Here is a 15,586-nt window from a genome sequence, read left to right as displayed (position 1 = left end):
CGCGTCCCGGCCGTCAGATCATTGCGTTCCTGTGCCCGATCAGCGCCTCTTGGCGGCAGATCATCGGGCTGATCGGGGCGCCTTTACCCCTCGACCCCGTAGATGCGCTCGGCGTTGCGATGCCAGAGCCCGGCCGCCTCGTCCTCAGAAGCCCCGGAAATCAGGGCTTTAGTGGCCTCAACCCAGTCGGTCAGCGTCGCGTGCGAGGTGCACACGGGGAAGTCGCTCCCCCACACCACCCGGTCGAACCCGAAGCTCTCGATCACCCCTAGGACAAAAGGCTTAAGGGTTTCTACCGACCAGTCCGGCCCCCCATAGGCGATCACCCCGGAGATCTTGGCGGCGATATTGGGGCGGCGGGAAAGCTCGGAAATATAATCGTTCCAAGGGCTTAAGCCCTGGTTCTCCACATCGGGCACCCCACAGTGGTCGAGCACGAACTGCACGTCCGGGCACGCATCGACCAGTTCTGCGGCCAGTGGAAGCTGATCGGCCCGCATGCAGATATCGAAGGTCAGATCATGGGCGGCCAGCCGCTTGATATTGTCCCGGAAAAGCTGGGTCCGCGAGGTCTCGTCGGGCACCACATGGAGCACACGGCGGAGCCCGCGCACCCCGCCGATCGCCACAAGTCGTTCAAGTTGCTCGGGAAAATTCTCGTATTCCGGCCGTGCCGAAGAAATGGCGCCCACGACGAAAGGATCGATCGCCGTCGCGAACGCAGCCTCGCCCTCGATATCGCCCTCGGCCACGTCTACTTCCATGTGAAGCGCCGCCGAAATCCCCAGTTTCCGGGCTTCTTCCAGGTAGGACTCGAGCGGGAAATCGGCATTCAGCTTGCCCGCATCGGCCAGCCACGGATAGGAGAACCGGTCGCGGTAAACCAGGTGCAGATGGGTGTCGAGAATGCGCATTTGCGCCTCCTGGCTAACTGGCAAAGACGCTCTCGAAGTCGGCAAAGCCCTTGATCTCAATGGGGTTTCCGCTCGGGTCGCGGAAGAACATCGTGCGCTGCTCGCCCGGCTCGCCGGCAAAGCGGATGACCGGCGGGATGTCAAAGGAGACCCCGGCGTCCTCGAGACGGGCCGCGATGGCCTTCCAGTCATCGAGCGCCAGGACGATCCCCAGATGCGGCATCATCACCATGTGGTCCCCGACCTTGCCGGTCTGCGTGGTCGCGAACGGTTCGCCCAGATGCAGGGAGATCTGGTGGCCGAAAAAGTCGAAATCCACCCACGTCTCGGTGCTTCGTACCTCCTTGCAGCCCAGGATTCCGCCGTAAAACCGGCGCGCGGCCTCGAGATCGGTCACATGATAGGCGAGATGGAAGATCGAACGCATGGCGCACTCCTCGAGCATATGGGCGCCATGGTTTGACCATTCCTCGCATCGATGGTCAACGCCGGTTGCGCGCGATTCTCTCCGCTTTTTGGCGGGGGGCTGGGCAGCCCGCCGGTCCGGCGGTTGCCGGGCCACCACCGAACAGTTAAATGAGCCTGACGTCAGATGGTCTGCCGGTCATGCCCGTTCTCACCGAGGCAATCACGATGAGCGCATCCGAACCCGGCTCCTCCACAATCGTCATGCAATATCAAGGGGCTGGAAACCCCGTGGTGTTCGAAAACGCCCCCGAAATCGCCGCTGCGGTCCGGCGCGTTCTCGCCCTCTGGCCCCAGACCGTGCCCGAGGGCCGAGCCGAGCCCATCACCATCTCCGCGCACGGAGCAGGCTATGCACTGTCCTCGCCATGGCAGCCCGACCCCATGGCCGGTCTGGGCACCGTTGGCGCGGCCTGCGGCGCGGTGGTCGATACCGCCCAGTCCTTCCTCGACGCCCATCCAGACCATCTGTGCCTGCACTGCACCAGTTTCGAGATCGCGGGGCGCCTCGTGGTCCTCACCGGCCCGGCGCGCACCGGCAAGAGCACCCTGGCCGCGCGGCTGTGCGCTGAAAATGACGTCATGGTCTATTGCGACGACATGCTGCCGCTGACCGCCCCGGATAATCTGGGGCTTGCCCTTGGCGTCCCCCCGCGTCCGCGCCTGCCGCTGCCCCCGGGCTCGGGCATGAAACTCGCCGCGCACATCGCCCACCACACCGCCACGGCTGATGCCCAGTATTGCTATCTCGACACCACTAACCTCGCTCCCCATGGCCGGACCGCGCCCATCGGGGCGGTGCTGATGCTGGAGCGGCGCGCCGAGGGGCCGGCGGGCCTCGTCCCCGCCGAGCCCGGAGAGGCGCTGCGGCACCTGCTGTTGCGCAATATGGTGCGCAACAGCCCGGCCTCCGCACTGACCGGGCGCCTCGAAGACTTCATTGCCGGGATTCCCTGTCTCAAGCTCTTTTATTGCGAGCTCGACGACGCGGTGGATCTGCTCAAGCAGACCTTCGCACGCTGGCCGGTCGAAACGACCGAAATCCTTGCAACCCGGGCCCCGATCATGGACCCCGAACCTGAACCCGCCGCTGCCAACGGGGCCCGGCCCTTGCCCGATCTCGACCTCCACCAGCGCTTCGTGCGGGTCGAGGGGATCACGGCCCGGATCGTGGGAGACGAGACCTTCCTGTTCGACGCCGACGACGTCTCGGTGCTCAACCTCAACCGGCTTGCCGGCGCCATCTGGGTGCTGCTGGACGCGCCGATCTCGATTGCCGACACCGCGCGGCTTCTGGCCGAGGCGTTTCCGGATACTCCCCCGGATGTGGTGCTCACCGATGCACTGGTCCTCTTCGCCGACCTGCTGGCCAGCAATCTCATCGCGCCCGCCTAAGTCCTTGATTTATGGCGTTCGCGACCCCGAAAAGGGTGTCCATCCCAGATCGGGTTATGCGACAGGCATTGTCCTGGAAACACTCTATCCGCCCCGCTTGCGGTCGGCATTCTTGGTCCGCATTGTCGGGAGCGCGGCCAGCGGATCCTCGGGCCAGGGATGCTTGGGATACCGGCCCTTGAGATCGCGCGCCACATCGCGCCAGGAGCCGCGCCAGAAGCCGGGCAGATCGCGGGTGGCCTGGATTGGCCGGCGCGCCGGCGACAACAGGGTCACCAGCAGCTGGATCCGGCCATCGGCGATAGAGGGGTGCCGGTCGAGACCGAATAGCTCCTGGACGCGGACGGCCAGGACCGGCCCGTTGTCGCTGTCATAGTCGATGGCGATCCGCGATCCCGTTGGCACCGTGAAATGGCTGGGCAACAGCCTGTCCATTTCCTGCCTCCGCCCCCATGGGAGCATCTCATGGAGCGCCGAGGAGAGGTGTTCGGCGGTGATCGCCGAGAGCTTGGACAGGCCCATGATGTGCGGCACCAACCATGTCGCGTCGCCTTCGGCCAGCGCGGCGTCCGATAGGTCGGGCCAGCCATTGCCGATCAGGCCGTGAAGATAGCTCGCACGCGCCCGGAGCGAGAGCTGGTCGCGCGACCAGCGCAGCCGGCCCACGCCCATCGCCGCGATGGCTTTGGCAAGGCAGCGCGCCGCCGCATCGTGCTGGTCGGTGCCGATTGCCACCGGTCCTTCGCGAAGGACCAGCGCATCGAACCGCCGCACCTGCCGGGCCCGGACGGCGCTGGCATCGGGCTGGAAGGCCGTTTCCACCGTGTCGGTGATGATGTTGGAAAACAGGGTCTCGAGGTCTGTGCCATCGAGCGCCGCCCCCATGCGGATGATGCCTTTTGCGGCCTGTCCCGATAGCTCGACCGCCACGATGAACCGATGCCGGGCAAGAGGATCGCCTTGTTCGATCCGCCCCTGCCGCCCATTGGCAAGGCGAAACGTCCCCGTCTCCAGCGACTGGGCGACCCGGTCGGGAAAGGCGAGGGCCAGCGCGCGGCCGGGATCGAAGTCCGGGCCAGGTCCTTCGGCCCTGCGGCCCCCTGCCGTCCGTGCCCAGCGGGCGGCGAGCGCCCGGGCGCCCCTGGCGCGCGCCGAGCTATCCCGCTCGAAATTGGCCATCCGTTCGGCGAGGTCCGGCGAGGTTCCCCCCAGCCCGGGTTCGGACAACAGAACCGCCAGGCGCGCGGCCTGGACCTGATGTCCGTCTGCCACCGAACCCATGATCATGTGCCCGAGGCGGGGATGGACGGGCAGGGTCGCGAGCGCTCTCCCATGGGCCGTGATGCGCCCTTCCGCGTCGAGCGCGCCCAGCCGGCCGAGCAGGGCCCGCGCCTCGGACCATGCGGGGCCGGGAGGCTGGTCGGGGAACATCATGTCCGCCGGATCGGCCACGCCCCAATTGGCGAGATCGAGCACCAGCCCGGTGAGATCGGCGCCCAGGATTTCCGGGATATCTTGCAGCTGCAGGCTGCCGGTCTGCCCCTCATGCCAAAGCCTGTAGCAGACGCCGGGCTCGACGCGCCCGGCGCGGCCGCGGCGCTGTTCGGCCGCCGCCTGGGAGATGCGGCGGGTTTCGAGCCGGGTCAGCCCCATGCCCGGCTCGAAAATGGGAACGCGCGCCAATCCGGTATCGATCACCACCCGGATGCCCTCGATGGTCAGCGATGTCTGGGCCACATTGGTCGAGAGAACGACCTTGCGCCGGCCCGCGACGGCCGGCCGGATGGCGGCGTCCTGATCGGATGCGGTCAAGCGGCCATGGAGCTGGACTACATCGACATCGGAAGGAACCGATCCCGCCAGCCGCTCGGCGACACGGGATATCTCGGCCTGGCCGGGCAGGAACACGAGGATCGATCCGTGCTCCTGGTCGAGGGCCCCAAGGATCGCGCGCGCGGTGAAGCTTTCGATCCGGTCGTCGGGATCGCGCGGGAGATGCCGGGTCTCGATGGGGAAGGCCCGCCCTTGGCTTTCGATCACCGGGCAGTCCCCGAGCAGGCGGGCAAGCCGCGCGCTGTCGAGGGTCGCCGACATGATAAGAATGCGCAGATCATCGCGCAGCTCGGCCGCGTCGAGCGCGAGGGCAAGCCCCAAATCGGCGTCGAGACTGCGCTCATGGAACTCGTCGAACACCACGGCCGCCACGCCCGAAAGTTCGGGATCGGCGAGGATCTGACGCGTGAAGATGCCTTCTGTTACGAACTCGATGCGGGTTTTCGGCCCGGTCCGGTTTTCCATCCGGACGCGGTAGCCCACGGTCTCTCCGACCTTCTCCCCCAGCATCTGCGCGACTCGCGCGGCAGCAGCCCGGGCGGCAATGCGCCGGGGCTCGAGAACGATGATGCGCCCATCGCCACGCCACTGCGCATCAAGAAGATGGACCGGTACGCGGGTGGTCTTGCCCGCCCCCGGCGCAGCCACGAGCACGGCGCGGGTGCCGGTTTGCAAGGCCTCGGCCAGAGGCTCGAGAACAAGATCGATGGGAAGTGGTGAGGCGTCCCTGGGCGGCAGAGTCACGTCCGGCAAACCGGATCGCTCCGACCGCCGGTCCTCACTCGGCGGCGGCACGTGCCGGCCCGTCATCGTGGCGATTGGGGTCACCCGGCGCGGTCTCGCATCCCAGTTCCGGGAAGGCTATGATGCGGCGGCCGGAAAAATCCTCGCGCAGCACGATGAGGTCGCGCTCCTCGAAATAGGTCACCAGCCGGCGTGCGCGGCCAGTCGAGTGGCTGCCATAGGCGCGGGCGAGGGCGGCGTCCGAGGGGCAGGCCTCGCCCTCGAGCGCGGCCCGTGCAAGGACCAGAAACACACCGCGGACATCCTCGCTCAAGGTGGCGGCCAGCGACTGGGCGGTCTGCCAGCCATCGGTTCCCGCGACCTCCTGGCTCACACCTGCCCGGGCCACCGCGAAGCGGCGCTTGAACTCGGCAAGGTCCGGCGGGGTTCCGGGCACCCGCCTGATCCGGCAGCGCACCAGAAAGTCCTGATAGAGCACCGCGACCGAACGGAAGGCGGCTTCGGAATCATCAAGGATCTCGGCGAGCACCTGGTCGATCTGGGCGTCGCGTTCGGCGACATCATAGTCCGGGAAAAGGCTCGGGGCCTCTTCGGTCCGCGCGGCGGCACTGAGCTGGGCCAGGATCTCGGCCTCGGGCCGTGGCTGGGGGGCATGGGAGCGCCGCGGCGCCGGCGCGCGCACCGGCTCGTCCGCCGATGCGGTAAAAAGCAGGTCCGCGGCATCCTCTCCCCGCGCTTCGGGCAGGGGCATCAGCTTGGGGCTGGTCGAGCGTGCGCTGGTTTCGACCGGGCCGATGACGATGGGCAGCGGGCGGCGCGAGAGTGCGGGCCCCAGGGCTACGAAATGGCCACGCTCGAGGTCCCGGAACATCTCGGTGGCCCGCTTGTCCATGCCCAGGAGATCGCCTGCGCGCGCCATGTCGATGTCGAGAAAGGTGCGGCCCATCAGGAAGTTGCTGGCCTCCGCGGCCACGTTCTTGGCCAGCTTGGCGAGGCGCTGGGTGGCGATGACCCCGGCCAGCCCGCGCTTGCGGCCCCGGCACATCAGATTGGTCATGGCGCCCAGAGAGACCTTGCGGGCCTCGTCGGACACTTCACCGGCCGCGGCGGGCGCGAAAAGCTGGGCTTCGTCGACCACAACCAGCATCGGGTACCAATGGTCGCGCTCGGCGTCGAAGAGCCCGCCCATGAACGCGGCGGCCGCCCGCATCTGGGCGTCAGCTTCCAGGCCTTCCAGGCTCAGGACCGCCGAGACGCGATGCTGGCGCATCCGGCCCGCGATCTTGGTCAATTCGCTCTCGCTCCTGTCGGCCTCCACCACCACATGGTCGAATCGGTCCGCAAGCGTCACGAAGTCGCCTTCCGGGTCGATGATGCACTGCTGAACCCATGGGGCGCTCTTTTCGAGCAGCCGGCGCAGGAGGTGGGATTTGCCCGAGCCGGAATTGCCCTGGACCAGAAGCCGCGTGGCCAGGAGTTCCTCGAGGTCCAGATTGGCCGGGCCTCCCGAGCGGGAAACGCCCATATCGATATCGACCGTCATGGTTGATTTCGTCCTTGGATCAGGCAGGTGAGTGGCATCGAGGGGCAGAGCCCGCCAGAACGCAACCCTATCACCGGCGGGCGCAGGTTTGCAGGCCTGCCAGCCGATACCCACAGCTGGCTCGCGCCATTTGACGGAGTGGACCAATCCGCTTAACGATTCAAGGCTCTCGATGCGTCCATATGAGAAGGCCTGCCGATGTTTGAAAGCCTGTTGGGAATGCTGAGGAGCCTGGCTGGCCGCCAGAAGGTCGAGCCGGCGGGCCCCCAGTCGGGCGCCTTGCCCTACCGGATCGTGGACGGGCAACTGGTCGTTTTGCTGGTGACCTCGCGCGGGCGGGGGCGCTGGATTTTCCCGAAAGGCGGGCTCAAGCAGGGCTACACCGCATGGGACAGCGCCGCGCTCGAGGCCTATGAGGAAGCCGGCGTCGAGGGTGTTGTCGAACAAAAGCCCATCGGGTCTTATATGTTGCCGGTCACCGACGAGAGGCCCAAGCCCGTGGAGGTCGAAATGTTTCCGCTGCTCGTTACCCATCAGCGCGACGACTGGAAGGAGCAGGGCCAGCGGTACCGGCACTGGGCCGTGCTTTCGGAGGCCAAGAGGCTGATCACCCATGACGGTCTGGCCGATGTCGCCGTTGCACTCGCTCAGCGCGAACTGGGGCGCAAGGCTGGCGCAGGCAACGCGGGCGAGGCCGGCTGAGCGCCCGGGATCGGTCGCCGCGTCAGGCAATGCCGGAAACGGATCGAGACGTCCTAAAGCCCGAAGAGCATCGACATCACGAGGAAAAGCCCTGCCGAGAGCAGGCCCGCCATTGGCACGGTGATGATCCAGGCTGCGGCGATCGAGAAGGCGTGCTGGCGCCGCACGAGGTAGCGCTTGCGCCGCTTTTGATAATTGGCGACGGCTTCTTCGGGGGTCTTGTTGAGGTGGTCTGTCTTGAGAAAGACCCCTTCGGGGCTCACGGCCTTGTTGCGAATCCCGCGGTTGGAGACGCCTTCGCGCAGGAAGCCCACGCCGAACACCGCCCCGACCGCGATATGGGTCGAGGAGACCGGCAGGCCCAGCGCCGAAGCGACGAGTACGGTCACTGCCGCCGACAGCGCCACGCAATATCCCCGGATTTCATTGAGCTTGGTGATCTTCTCGCCTACCGTGCGGATGACGCGCGGGCCAAAGAGGGCGAGCCCGAGTGCAATACCCAGCGCGCCGATCGCCAGCACCCAGATCGGCAGTGCGACCGACCCGGTGGCCGCGGCTTCGCCCAGATCGACCACGGCGACGATCGCAGCGAGTGGGCCGACCGCGTTGGCCACGTCATTGGCGCCGTGGGCGAACGAGAGCAGGGCGGTGGCAAAGATCAGGGGCAGCCGGAACAGGGCGCCGATCTTCTTGTTGGAATTGCCGGCCTGGGCAATGCCCTTGCGCACGAACGGCACGGCCACGGCCCACCCGATCCCGGCAAAGACGAGGCCCACCAGCATCACCATATGGGGCGCAGGGTCCCATACGCGGCTCAGCCCTTTCATTGCCATGTACATTGCAAAGATGCCGACCATCAGCGCGGCAAAGACCGGCACCCAGATCCGAGCCGACTCGCCCTTTTCACGGCGGTTGAGAATCGTGAGGTTGATCACGAGCAGCAGCGCCGCAGCCAGCGCTCCGCCCAGCACCGGGGAGATCACCCAGCTTGCAACGATCCGGCCCATGGTTGGCCAGATGATCGCCGACATCCCCGCCGCGGCAATGCCTGCGCCCACCACGCCCCCGATCACCGAGTGGGTGGTTGAGACCGGTGCGCCGATCAGAGTGGCCAGATTGATCCAGAGCGCGGCCGAAAGCAGGGCGGCCATCATCACATAAGTGAACACGTTGGGCGGAAGGTCGGTGCCCGGTGCGATGATGTCGCGCGAGATCGTGTTGACCACGTCTCCGCCGGCCAGAAGCGCGCCGGCCGCCTCGCACACGGCGGCGATGACCAAGGCGCCGCCGAGTGTGAGCGCGCGAGCGCCGACCGCCGGGCCCATATTGTTGGCAACGTCATTGGCGCCGATATTGAGCGCCATATAGGCTGCGATCACGGTGGCGATGACCACGAGATAGGCCATCGGCCCGCTTGCCACCGACGTCACGGCCCAGACCAGCGCCCCGAGCAGGAACACGAGCGCGATGCCAGGCGCGGCAATGGCACGCGAGGTCGACCGGGTCGCGTCGCGAAGCTGGTTGACCCGCTTGAGGTCTTTGTCGATGGCGGATTTGGCCATGGAGCGGAGATGCGTCCTTTGCATGGGTTTGACGCCCCTTACCCAATCAGGAGCGCTGACTCCAGTCGATTGTGAAGAATTCGTCACAATAGCGCCAGATGTTCACAGTTCCGGGCCGATCGGCGGGTTCGATACTTCCGTGCGGCGCTGGCAAGGCGCAATTTTTGGGCGTGCGGCCCCGGTGGCCTATGGAAAGCGGAGGGGACCCCATGTAAAGTAAGATCAGGTGTCTGGCCGAGGCCGAGGAGAAATATTGTCTTTCATGTCCCGAGCCAAAGGCAAAGCCGGAAAGAGCGGGCTGGTGCGCCTGCGGGACATCGTCTGGCCCCGAATGGGCCTGCGTCGGTATCTGGTCTATCTGCAAAAGAAGGTGCTGCGGCTGACGGCCAGTCCTCACGCCATCGGCGCGGGCATCGCCTCGGGTGCGGCCGCATCGGTCTTCCCGCTCATCGGGCTGCATTTCTTTCTCGGATTCATTCTAGCGTTCCTGACCCGGGGCAACATGCTGGCCGCTGCCATCGGCACCGCATGGGGCAACCCGATCACGTTCCCGCTGTTTTTCTCGCTCACCTACCAGTTCGGCTCGGCCATCCAGGAAATGGTCCGCACCCCGGCTGCGGATATCGGGGTGATCGATGGAGCGTCGACCGAGGCTCTGTCAGGCGGGCTGTTGTCGGTGGACATCTGGCAGATCTTTCCGCTCTTCCAGACGATGATGATCGGAGCCGTGCCGCTGGCCGTCTTTACCTGGCTGTTCTTTTATTTCGTCGTGCGCGGGGTGGTGGGCAGTTTCCAGATCGCGCGCCGCTCCCGGCTTGAGCGCCGCCGCGCGCGGATGAGTGGCGGCAATCCCAACGTGGACCGCAGCGAAGTCTAAAGCCTTTGCCGGACGGCGGCCGTCTCAAGGACGTAAACGATCAAGGTCTTGGAGCGCCTGCTCTCAGGACATGTTCTGGTGACAGGCCGAGCCTGCCTTCTGCTTTTCCCGGAGCAATTGTGCGATCTCATCGCCGGGCATAGGCTTGGCAAATACGAACCCCTGGAGTGTCGCGCAGCCGCAGGCCCGCAGAAGTTCGATATGCTCGGGCGTTTCCACACCCTCGGCGATCGATTCGATGCCCAGCGAATTCCCGATCTCGATGATGGATCTAACGAGGCTGAGTCGGGGGCGGGAGTCCGCGATCGGCATCACAAGTTGCCGGTCGATCTTCATTCGGGTGGGGCGGAGCTGCAAGAGGCTGACGATCGAGGCATAGCCCGTGCCGAAATCGTCGATCTCGATGTCGATCCCGAGTTCGCGAATCTGGTCGATGTTCCAGGTGACGATAGGGTCGCTTTCGTCCAGATAGATCGACTCGACCAGCTCGAACGACAGCGTACCAGGGGTGATGTCCATGCCCTTGAGCGTGTCGATGAGCGTCTCGTCGTGAAGGCGACGGGCCGAGACGTTGACCGACATGCGTCGGACATGCAGGCCCTTTGCTTGCCATGCCCGCCGTTGGGCGAGCGCCTGCTTGAGCACGATATGGTCGAGCGCGGCCACCACGTTGAGCTCTTCGGCCGTGTCCATGAAGGCTGCGGGACTGAGCAGCCCCTCGATCGGATGGTTCCAGCGCGCCAGCGCCTCGATGCCGACGACCTCGAGGCTGTGCGCATCGAACTGAGGTTGGTAGTGTGCTGTGAACTCGTCGTTTTCCAGGCCCTTGAGGATGTCGTCGGCAAGTCGCTTGGAGGTGATGATCTCGGCCTGAAGGGCTTCGGTGAAGAATTCGAAACGGTTGCGCCCCTGACGCTTGGCGCGATAGAGCGCGATGTCGGCGTTGATCAGCATCTGGCGCGGGGAAACCCGCGCTTCCGCGCATTCGGCGATCCCGATGCTGACCCCAAAGCGACATTCGTGGGTCTTGTAGGAGACCGGCTGGCTGATGAGCGAGATGATCCGGTCGGCGAGGCATCTGAGGTCGGCCTGAGACATCTCGTTCATGCAGAACACGACGAACTCGTCTCCCCCGATCCGGGCGACGAAATCGTCCTGGCGCACAGCCGCCTTGAGAATTTCGGCGGTGTGCACCAGCATGGCGTCGCCTGCGGCATGACCAAGGGTATCGTTGATGTGCTTGAAGCGATCGAGATCCATGTGCAGGAGCGCCGAATGCGCATCGGCACCTCGGGCGCGCCCTTCTTGAAGCGAGAGGACCTCGTCGAGATAGCGCCGGTTGGGCAGCCCGGTCAGCGGATCGTGCAGGGCGTTGTGCTCGATCCTGGCCTTGGCGCTTTCGAGCTCGAAATTCTTCGCCTCGGCCTGCGTCTTGGCCTTGAGCAGGGCTCCTGACAGCTCGGTATCGGCGGTTACGTCCCAGTTCACGCCCAGAATTCGCGATGGTCCGCCCGGATCCTGGTAGACCGAGCCAATCGCCCGGATATGGCGCACGTGCCCATCGGGCGCCAGGACACGGAATTCGGAGTGATACTGACCCCTGTTGCGGACAGCCGTGTTGAATTTACGCTCGGTCTTCTGGCGGTCTTCAGGGTGCAGCGCCCGGCGCCAGTCGCGGTAGGTGCGCGGGCCGCCGTCACGAGGCAGGCCGTAAAGCTCGTTCATGCGGTCGTCCCAGGAGAGATCGCCGGTTTCGATGTCCATTTCCCAGACGCCGACCCGGGACGTCTCGACGGCGAGCGCGAGGCGGCGCGAAAGTCTCTTGAGATCTGCTTCGCGTCGCTTCTGGTCGTCGAGGCGACGCATCCGCTCGGAATTGAGCCTCGCGGCAAGGGCGAGCGGGGCGAGCACCAGGGCCGCGGCAAGCGCCATGGTCAGCCGCAATGCCCAGGTGTTGGGCGGGGTGGTCTGCCAGCCGCCCTCGGGTATCGCAGCCATCTGCCAGCGGCCGTTCGGCAGGACGATCTCCATGGAAATCGGGTCCTGGGCAAGGATGGCGGGGTCACCGAAAAAGATATCGTCGCCCGGCCCGATGCCGTCTCGCCCCCCGATCGCCACCTCGATACCCAGTTCAGGATCGGTCAGCCCACTGGCAGCATAGAGCCGGTCCGCCTCAATGATCGCCGAGACGATGCCCCAGAACCTGCGCTCTCCGGCCTCGTCATCGGAAAAGACGGGAAACCGTCCAATAAAACCTCGCCCGCCCTGCACCAGATGTACGGGGCCTGCCAGCATCATGCTTCCGCTGTCGCGCGCGGCTATGGCGGCTGCGCGCTGCTCGGCATTGACACGATAGTCCAGCCCGAGCGCATCCTGGTTGCCGCTCAGGGGATGGATCAGACGCACCACCAGATCAGGGGCCGCGGCGACGTGCCGGAGTTCATTTTCCTGCATAAGGATATGCGCAGCGAGGCGTCCAAACCGCTCTTGACCCATGTCGGGCTCCGTGCTGATCGTGCTCACGAGGCCGTGGACCAGCTGGATGTTGGATGCGATCTTGCCCTCGAGCCGCGCGCGGATCAGCGCGGCCTGGTCATGGACCGTGGTGCGCTGGGTCTGCTCGAAGAGGATGTGGTTCTGGTGGTCGGCAAAGATGGCGATGGCCAGCATTACGACGAGCGCGACAAGGGTGGGTACATTCGCCGGCCGCCCCGCCCTGCGTACCAGATCTAGAGGAGAGGTTGCCGCTCTCTCTGCCGTATCGTCGTGTCCAGCCAAACCAATTCCTGCCCCTCACGCAAGCTCGAATTGATACGGCACAGACTTTAATACAGGCTTTATAACGGCCAATAGTTCGTGAAGCGCAGGGGGTGGAAATATGGTGCGTATGCGGTTATTCTATGAACCTTCGCGAGAGCGCGAAGGGCAAGAGCAACTTCCGGCGGCGGTGCAGGGTTGATCCCGGTACGACCGCCTTTTTTTTGCTCCGGACGCCGCAGCGCTACCCATAGGCAACAAAAAAGGACCGCCCTTTTACGAGCGGTCCTTCCATGAGTTCCTATCACAGTGGAGTGACTGAACCATGATCGGGTTCGGAGGTTGACGGTCAATCCGCCAGGGGCTGCCCCAACAAATTCACCTCACACCCAAAGCCAACTCCGCCGGCGCGGATCTCACTAGACATTGGATCACCTCCTTTCGATCGATTGACAATAAAGGGATGGTGCCGGTGTTCGCGGGCTTTTGCAAGCGTGCCGAGGGGGACGGGCCATGCACATAAGTGTGAGTGGGCACGCACAAACCGCATCTTCTCATCGCGTGGATTTCAAACGATAATTCGCTCGCGATTCGGGGGGGCCTCCTCGCGTTCAAGAGACATCGCCCTGCACGATACTCCTCACTGGGTCAGCTCAGGATGTAGCGCCTGCGATATTCGCTGGCGAGAAAGACCAGCACGGCGGCCACACCGAGCCCGACCCCCAGCGAAAGCCAGTCCACGCCGCCAAGGATGCGGGTGACCATCGGTCCCGCCTGGAACGCTTCGCCCGAAAGCCAGCGCATTTCCATGTCCAGCCCTTCGATATCGAGAGACAGCCGGTCACGAAGGAAGGCCAGAAGATAACCCCCGCGCGGCCCCGCCCCGCCCGTCGCCATGAATTCGATAAGCGCTCCGACCATCGGGATCAGGACCGCCAGCGGCATCGCCCAGCGGGCAAAGATCGTCGAGAGGAAGCCGATCCAGCACAGGAAGGGCAGGTACCAAAGGAGCCCGACCGCGAAATAGACGCAGGCGATGACCATGATCTGGACCCAGGCGAGGGCCGCCTGACCCGGATCGGGCGGCGCGAATTCCGAGAGCGCCGATCCGACCGAAAAAGCGGGAAGATAAGCGATGATGCCGGAAATTCCGGTCGCCAGCAGAATGGCGAGGGGGAAGACCGTAAGTCCGGTCAAGACCTTTGCCCCCATGATCGTAAGGTCCGACTGGGGCACCGATTTCCAGAACAGCATCGCGTTGTTGCGCGAGTCTGCCGAAAAGGCGTTGGCGAAGTAGAACGCCAGCATGACCAGAAGGTAGACCGACCAGCCATAGGCCGCAGCGGCAAAGAGCGTCTCGTAAAAGATCAGAAGGCTCGGAAGCTCGGCGGCGAACCGCCCGCTGGTCGACACCGAGATCGTGCCGTAGAGCGCCCCGAGAAGGGCGAGCCCCAGCAGGATGGCCGGGGCAATGACGAAGGCGGCGCGGTGCTCGAGATATTCGCGCCGCACCATTGCGATCACTGCGGACATTTATGCTGCCCCCCGGTTGTAGGTCTGACGCTGCATGAGGGCCACGAAAAGATCCGAGAGGGTGGGCGTAGTGACCGTACCGAACGGTGCCAGATCCTCGTGCTTGCGTCCCTCAAAGATCATCACCGTTTGTCCGAACCGGGTCTCGAAATAGACCGGCTCGAGCGCGCGGGCGTCCTCGATCCGGGCGGGATCGGAGACCACGAGCTGCACATAGGTTTCCGCCACCGCGTCCATGGGCATGTGCGCGATCAGTTCTCCGTCTCGAATGAACATGATGTCGCTGAGCATGAACTCGATCTCGTCCACCTGATGGGTGGTGATCAAAAGCGTGCGCTGCTCGCTCATATAGTCTTCGAGCAGGCGCTTGTAGAAGCGTTTCCGATAGGTGATGTCGAGCCCCAGCGTGGGCTCGTCGAGCACCAGAAGCCGGGCGTTGATCGCCATCACGACCGCCAGATGGAGCTGGGCGATCATGCCCTTGGAGAGCGTCTTGATCCGCGCCTCGGGCCGGATGTCGGTGCCCGAGAGAAAGTCCTGCGCTTTTTCGCGCGAGAAATTGGGGTGGGTGTCGGTCAGCATAGAAAGCAGCTCGCGCACGCGCAAAAAGCGCGGCAGCGATGCGACGTCCGAGATGAACGCGACATCCTTCATCAGCCGGGCACGGTTGGCGAAGGGGTCCATGCCCAGAACTTCGATATGCCCCTCGCATTTGGTGAGGCCCAGAAGGGCATTGAGGGTCGTGGTCTTGCCCGCACCATTGTGCCCCACCAGTCCGTATATGCGGCCGGCGGGAATGTCGAAGTCCAGCCCGTGCAGGATCTCGGTCTTGCCGAAGCGCTTGCGCAGCCCGCGCGCCGAGGCGATAGGCGTTCCCTGGCTCATTGGTCGCGCTCCCTGTCCATCAACTCGCCAAGGCTCAGGCCAAGGGCGGCAATGCGCCCCCGGATGGCCGGCCACTCCTGAGACAGGAAAGTCTCGCGCTCATGGACGAGAAGTTTCTCGCGTGCGCCCTTGTTCACGAACATGCCCAGCCCCCTGCGCTTTTCCACGATATCGAGGTCAACGAGCGACTGATAGGCCTTGGTGACGGTCAAAGGATTGACCGAAAGCTCGGTCGCGATCTGGCGCACCGAGGGAAGGGCCTCGCCCTCCCCGATCGCCTCACTGAGGATCAATTCGATCATCCGCTGCCTGATCTGGAGAAAGATCGGCACATTGTCACGCCACTGGTTCATCAGCTCACTCGTTAGTGTGCTGC

Annotated in this window: 12 protein-coding genes; 3 read left to right on the top strand and 9 right to left on the bottom strand. The window is 64.8% G+C overall.

Annotated elements, in window-relative coordinates; translation table 11 throughout:
• Positions 1 to 83 precede the first annotated feature (83 nt).
• Positions 84 to 914 (bottom strand): amidohydrolase family protein, encoded by an 831-nt coding sequence (locus EO136_RS10375; RefSeq protein WP_127144351.1) that lies wholly within the window; start codon positions 912 to 914, stop codon positions 84 to 86.
• 13 nt (positions 915 to 927) lie between these two features.
• The gene (locus EO136_RS10370) at positions 928 to 1,341 is read right to left on the bottom strand and encodes a VOC family protein (protein ID WP_127144350.1); all 414 of its coding nucleotides are present in this window, start codon (positions 1,339 to 1,341) and stop codon (positions 928 to 930) included.
• Between the two features lie 149 nt (positions 1,342 to 1,490).
• Between EO136_RS10370 and EO136_RS10365 the strand changes: the two genes are divergently transcribed.
• Entirely contained in the window at positions 1,491 to 2,774 is a 1,284-nt protein-coding gene (locus EO136_RS10365; protein ID WP_127144349.1) for a PqqD family protein, read from the top strand.
• A gap of 84 nt (positions 2,775 to 2,858) precedes the next feature.
• Here the strand turns inward: EO136_RS10365 and hrpB are convergent, their stop codons facing one another.
• Both hrpB and EO136_RS10355 read right to left on the bottom strand, forming a co-directional pair.
• Complete coding sequence (hrpB, locus tag EO136_RS10360; protein ID WP_127144451.1) at positions 2,859 to 5,417, bottom strand: ATP-dependent helicase HrpB; 2,559 nt, start codon at positions 5,415 to 5,417, stop codon at positions 2,859 to 2,861.
• Complete coding sequence (locus EO136_RS10355) at positions 5,386 to 6,894, bottom strand: helicase HerA domain-containing protein (RefSeq protein ID WP_127144348.1); 1,509 nt, start codon at positions 6,892 to 6,894, stop codon at positions 5,386 to 5,388. Before EO136_RS10355 ends, hrpB begins: the two co-directional genes overlap by 32 nt.
• 198 nt (positions 6,895 to 7,092) lie before the next feature.
• Between EO136_RS10355 and EO136_RS10350 the strand changes: the two genes are divergently transcribed.
• A complete protein-coding gene (locus tag EO136_RS10350) occupies positions 7,093 to 7,596 on the top strand; it encodes an NUDIX hydrolase (RefSeq protein WP_127144347.1) in 504 nt (167 codons plus the stop codon).
• Positions 7,597 to 7,649: 53 nt separating this feature from the next.
• On the opposite strand, the gene EO136_RS10345 is transcribed toward EO136_RS10350, so the two are convergent.
• Positions 7,650 to 9,158 (bottom strand): inorganic phosphate transporter, encoded by a 1,509-nt coding sequence (locus EO136_RS10345; protein WP_127144346.1) that lies wholly within the window; start codon positions 9,156 to 9,158, stop codon positions 7,650 to 7,652.
• Positions 9,159 to 9,420: 262 nt separating this feature from the next.
• Here EO136_RS10345 and EO136_RS10340 point away from each other — a divergent pair, with 262 nt between their 5' ends.
• Positions 9,421 to 10,035 (top strand): DUF2062 domain-containing protein, encoded by a 615-nt coding sequence (locus tag EO136_RS10340; protein WP_127144345.1) that lies wholly within the window; start codon positions 9,421 to 9,423, stop codon positions 10,033 to 10,035.
• 63 nt (positions 10,036 to 10,098) lie between these two features.
• On the opposite strand, the gene EO136_RS10335 is transcribed toward EO136_RS10340, so the two are convergent.
• The 4 genes from EO136_RS10335 to EO136_RS10320 form a co-directional block, all read right to left on the bottom strand.
• Positions 10,099 to 12,705, bottom strand: a complete 2,607-nt coding sequence (locus EO136_RS10335; protein ID WP_127144450.1) for a bifunctional diguanylate cyclase/phosphodiesterase — start codon at positions 12,703 to 12,705, stop codon at positions 10,099 to 10,101.
• A gap of 735 nt (positions 12,706 to 13,440) precedes the next feature.
• Entirely contained in the window at positions 13,441 to 14,325 is an 885-nt protein-coding gene (locus tag EO136_RS10330) for a hypothetical protein (protein ID WP_127144344.1), read from the bottom strand.
• The gene (locus EO136_RS10325; RefSeq protein ID WP_127144343.1) at positions 14,326 to 15,210 is read right to left on the bottom strand and encodes an ABC transporter ATP-binding protein; all 885 of its coding nucleotides are present in this window, start codon (positions 15,208 to 15,210) and stop codon (positions 14,326 to 14,328) included.
• Positions 15,207 to 15,563, bottom strand: a complete 357-nt coding sequence (locus EO136_RS10320) for a GntR family transcriptional regulator (RefSeq protein WP_206513308.1) — start codon at positions 15,561 to 15,563, stop codon at positions 15,207 to 15,209. The genes EO136_RS10325 and EO136_RS10320 overlap by 4 nt, the downstream gene beginning before the upstream one ends.
• Between the last annotated feature and the right edge of the window lie 23 nt (positions 15,564 to 15,586).

The organism is Pelagibacterium montanilacus (assembly GCF_003992665.1).
Taxonomy (GTDB): domain Bacteria; phylum Pseudomonadota; class Alphaproteobacteria; order Rhizobiales; family Devosiaceae; genus Pelagibacterium; species Pelagibacterium montanilacus.
This window is presented reverse-complemented; position numbering and strand designations above follow the sequence as displayed.

Coding starts and splice junctions, on each gene's coding strand:
- EO136_RS10375 (WP_127144351.1), bottom strand. CDS start 914: ATGCGCATTCTCGACACCCATCTGCACCTGGTTTACCGCGACCGGTTC.
- EO136_RS10370 (WP_127144350.1), bottom strand. CDS start 1,341: ATGCGTTCGATCTTCCATCTCGCCTATCATGTGACCGATCTCGAGGCC.
- EO136_RS10365 (WP_127144349.1), top strand. CDS start 1,491: ATGAGCCTGACGTCAGATGGTCTGCCGGTCATGCCCGTTCTCACCGAG.
- hrpB (WP_127144451.1), bottom strand. CDS start 5,417: ATGACGGGCCGGCACGTGCCGCCGCCGAGTGAGGACCGGCGGTCGGAG.
- EO136_RS10355 (WP_127144348.1), bottom strand. CDS start 6,894: ATGACGGTCGATATCGATATGGGCGTTTCCCGCTCGGGAGGCCCGGCC.
- EO136_RS10350 (WP_127144347.1), top strand. CDS start 7,093: ATGTTTGAAAGCCTGTTGGGAATGCTGAGGAGCCTGGCTGGCCGCCAG.
- EO136_RS10345 (WP_127144346.1), bottom strand. CDS start 9,158: ATGGCCAAATCCGCCATCGACAAAGACCTCAAGCGGGTCAACCAGCTT.
- EO136_RS10340 (WP_127144345.1), top strand. CDS start 9,421: ATGTCCCGAGCCAAAGGCAAAGCCGGAAAGAGCGGGCTGGTGCGCCTG.
- EO136_RS10335 (WP_127144450.1), bottom strand. CDS start 12,705: ATGCTGGCCATCGCCATCTTTGCCGACCACCAGAACCACATCCTCTTC.
- EO136_RS10330 (WP_127144344.1), bottom strand. CDS start 14,325: ATGTCCGCAGTGATCGCAATGGTGCGGCGCGAATATCTCGAGCACCGC.
- EO136_RS10325 (WP_127144343.1), bottom strand. CDS start 15,210: ATGAGCCAGGGAACGCCTATCGCCTCGGCGCGCGGGCTGCGCAAGCGC.
- EO136_RS10320 (WP_206513308.1), bottom strand. CDS start 15,563: ATGAACCAGTGGCGTGACAATGTGCCGATCTTTCTCCAGATCAGGCAG.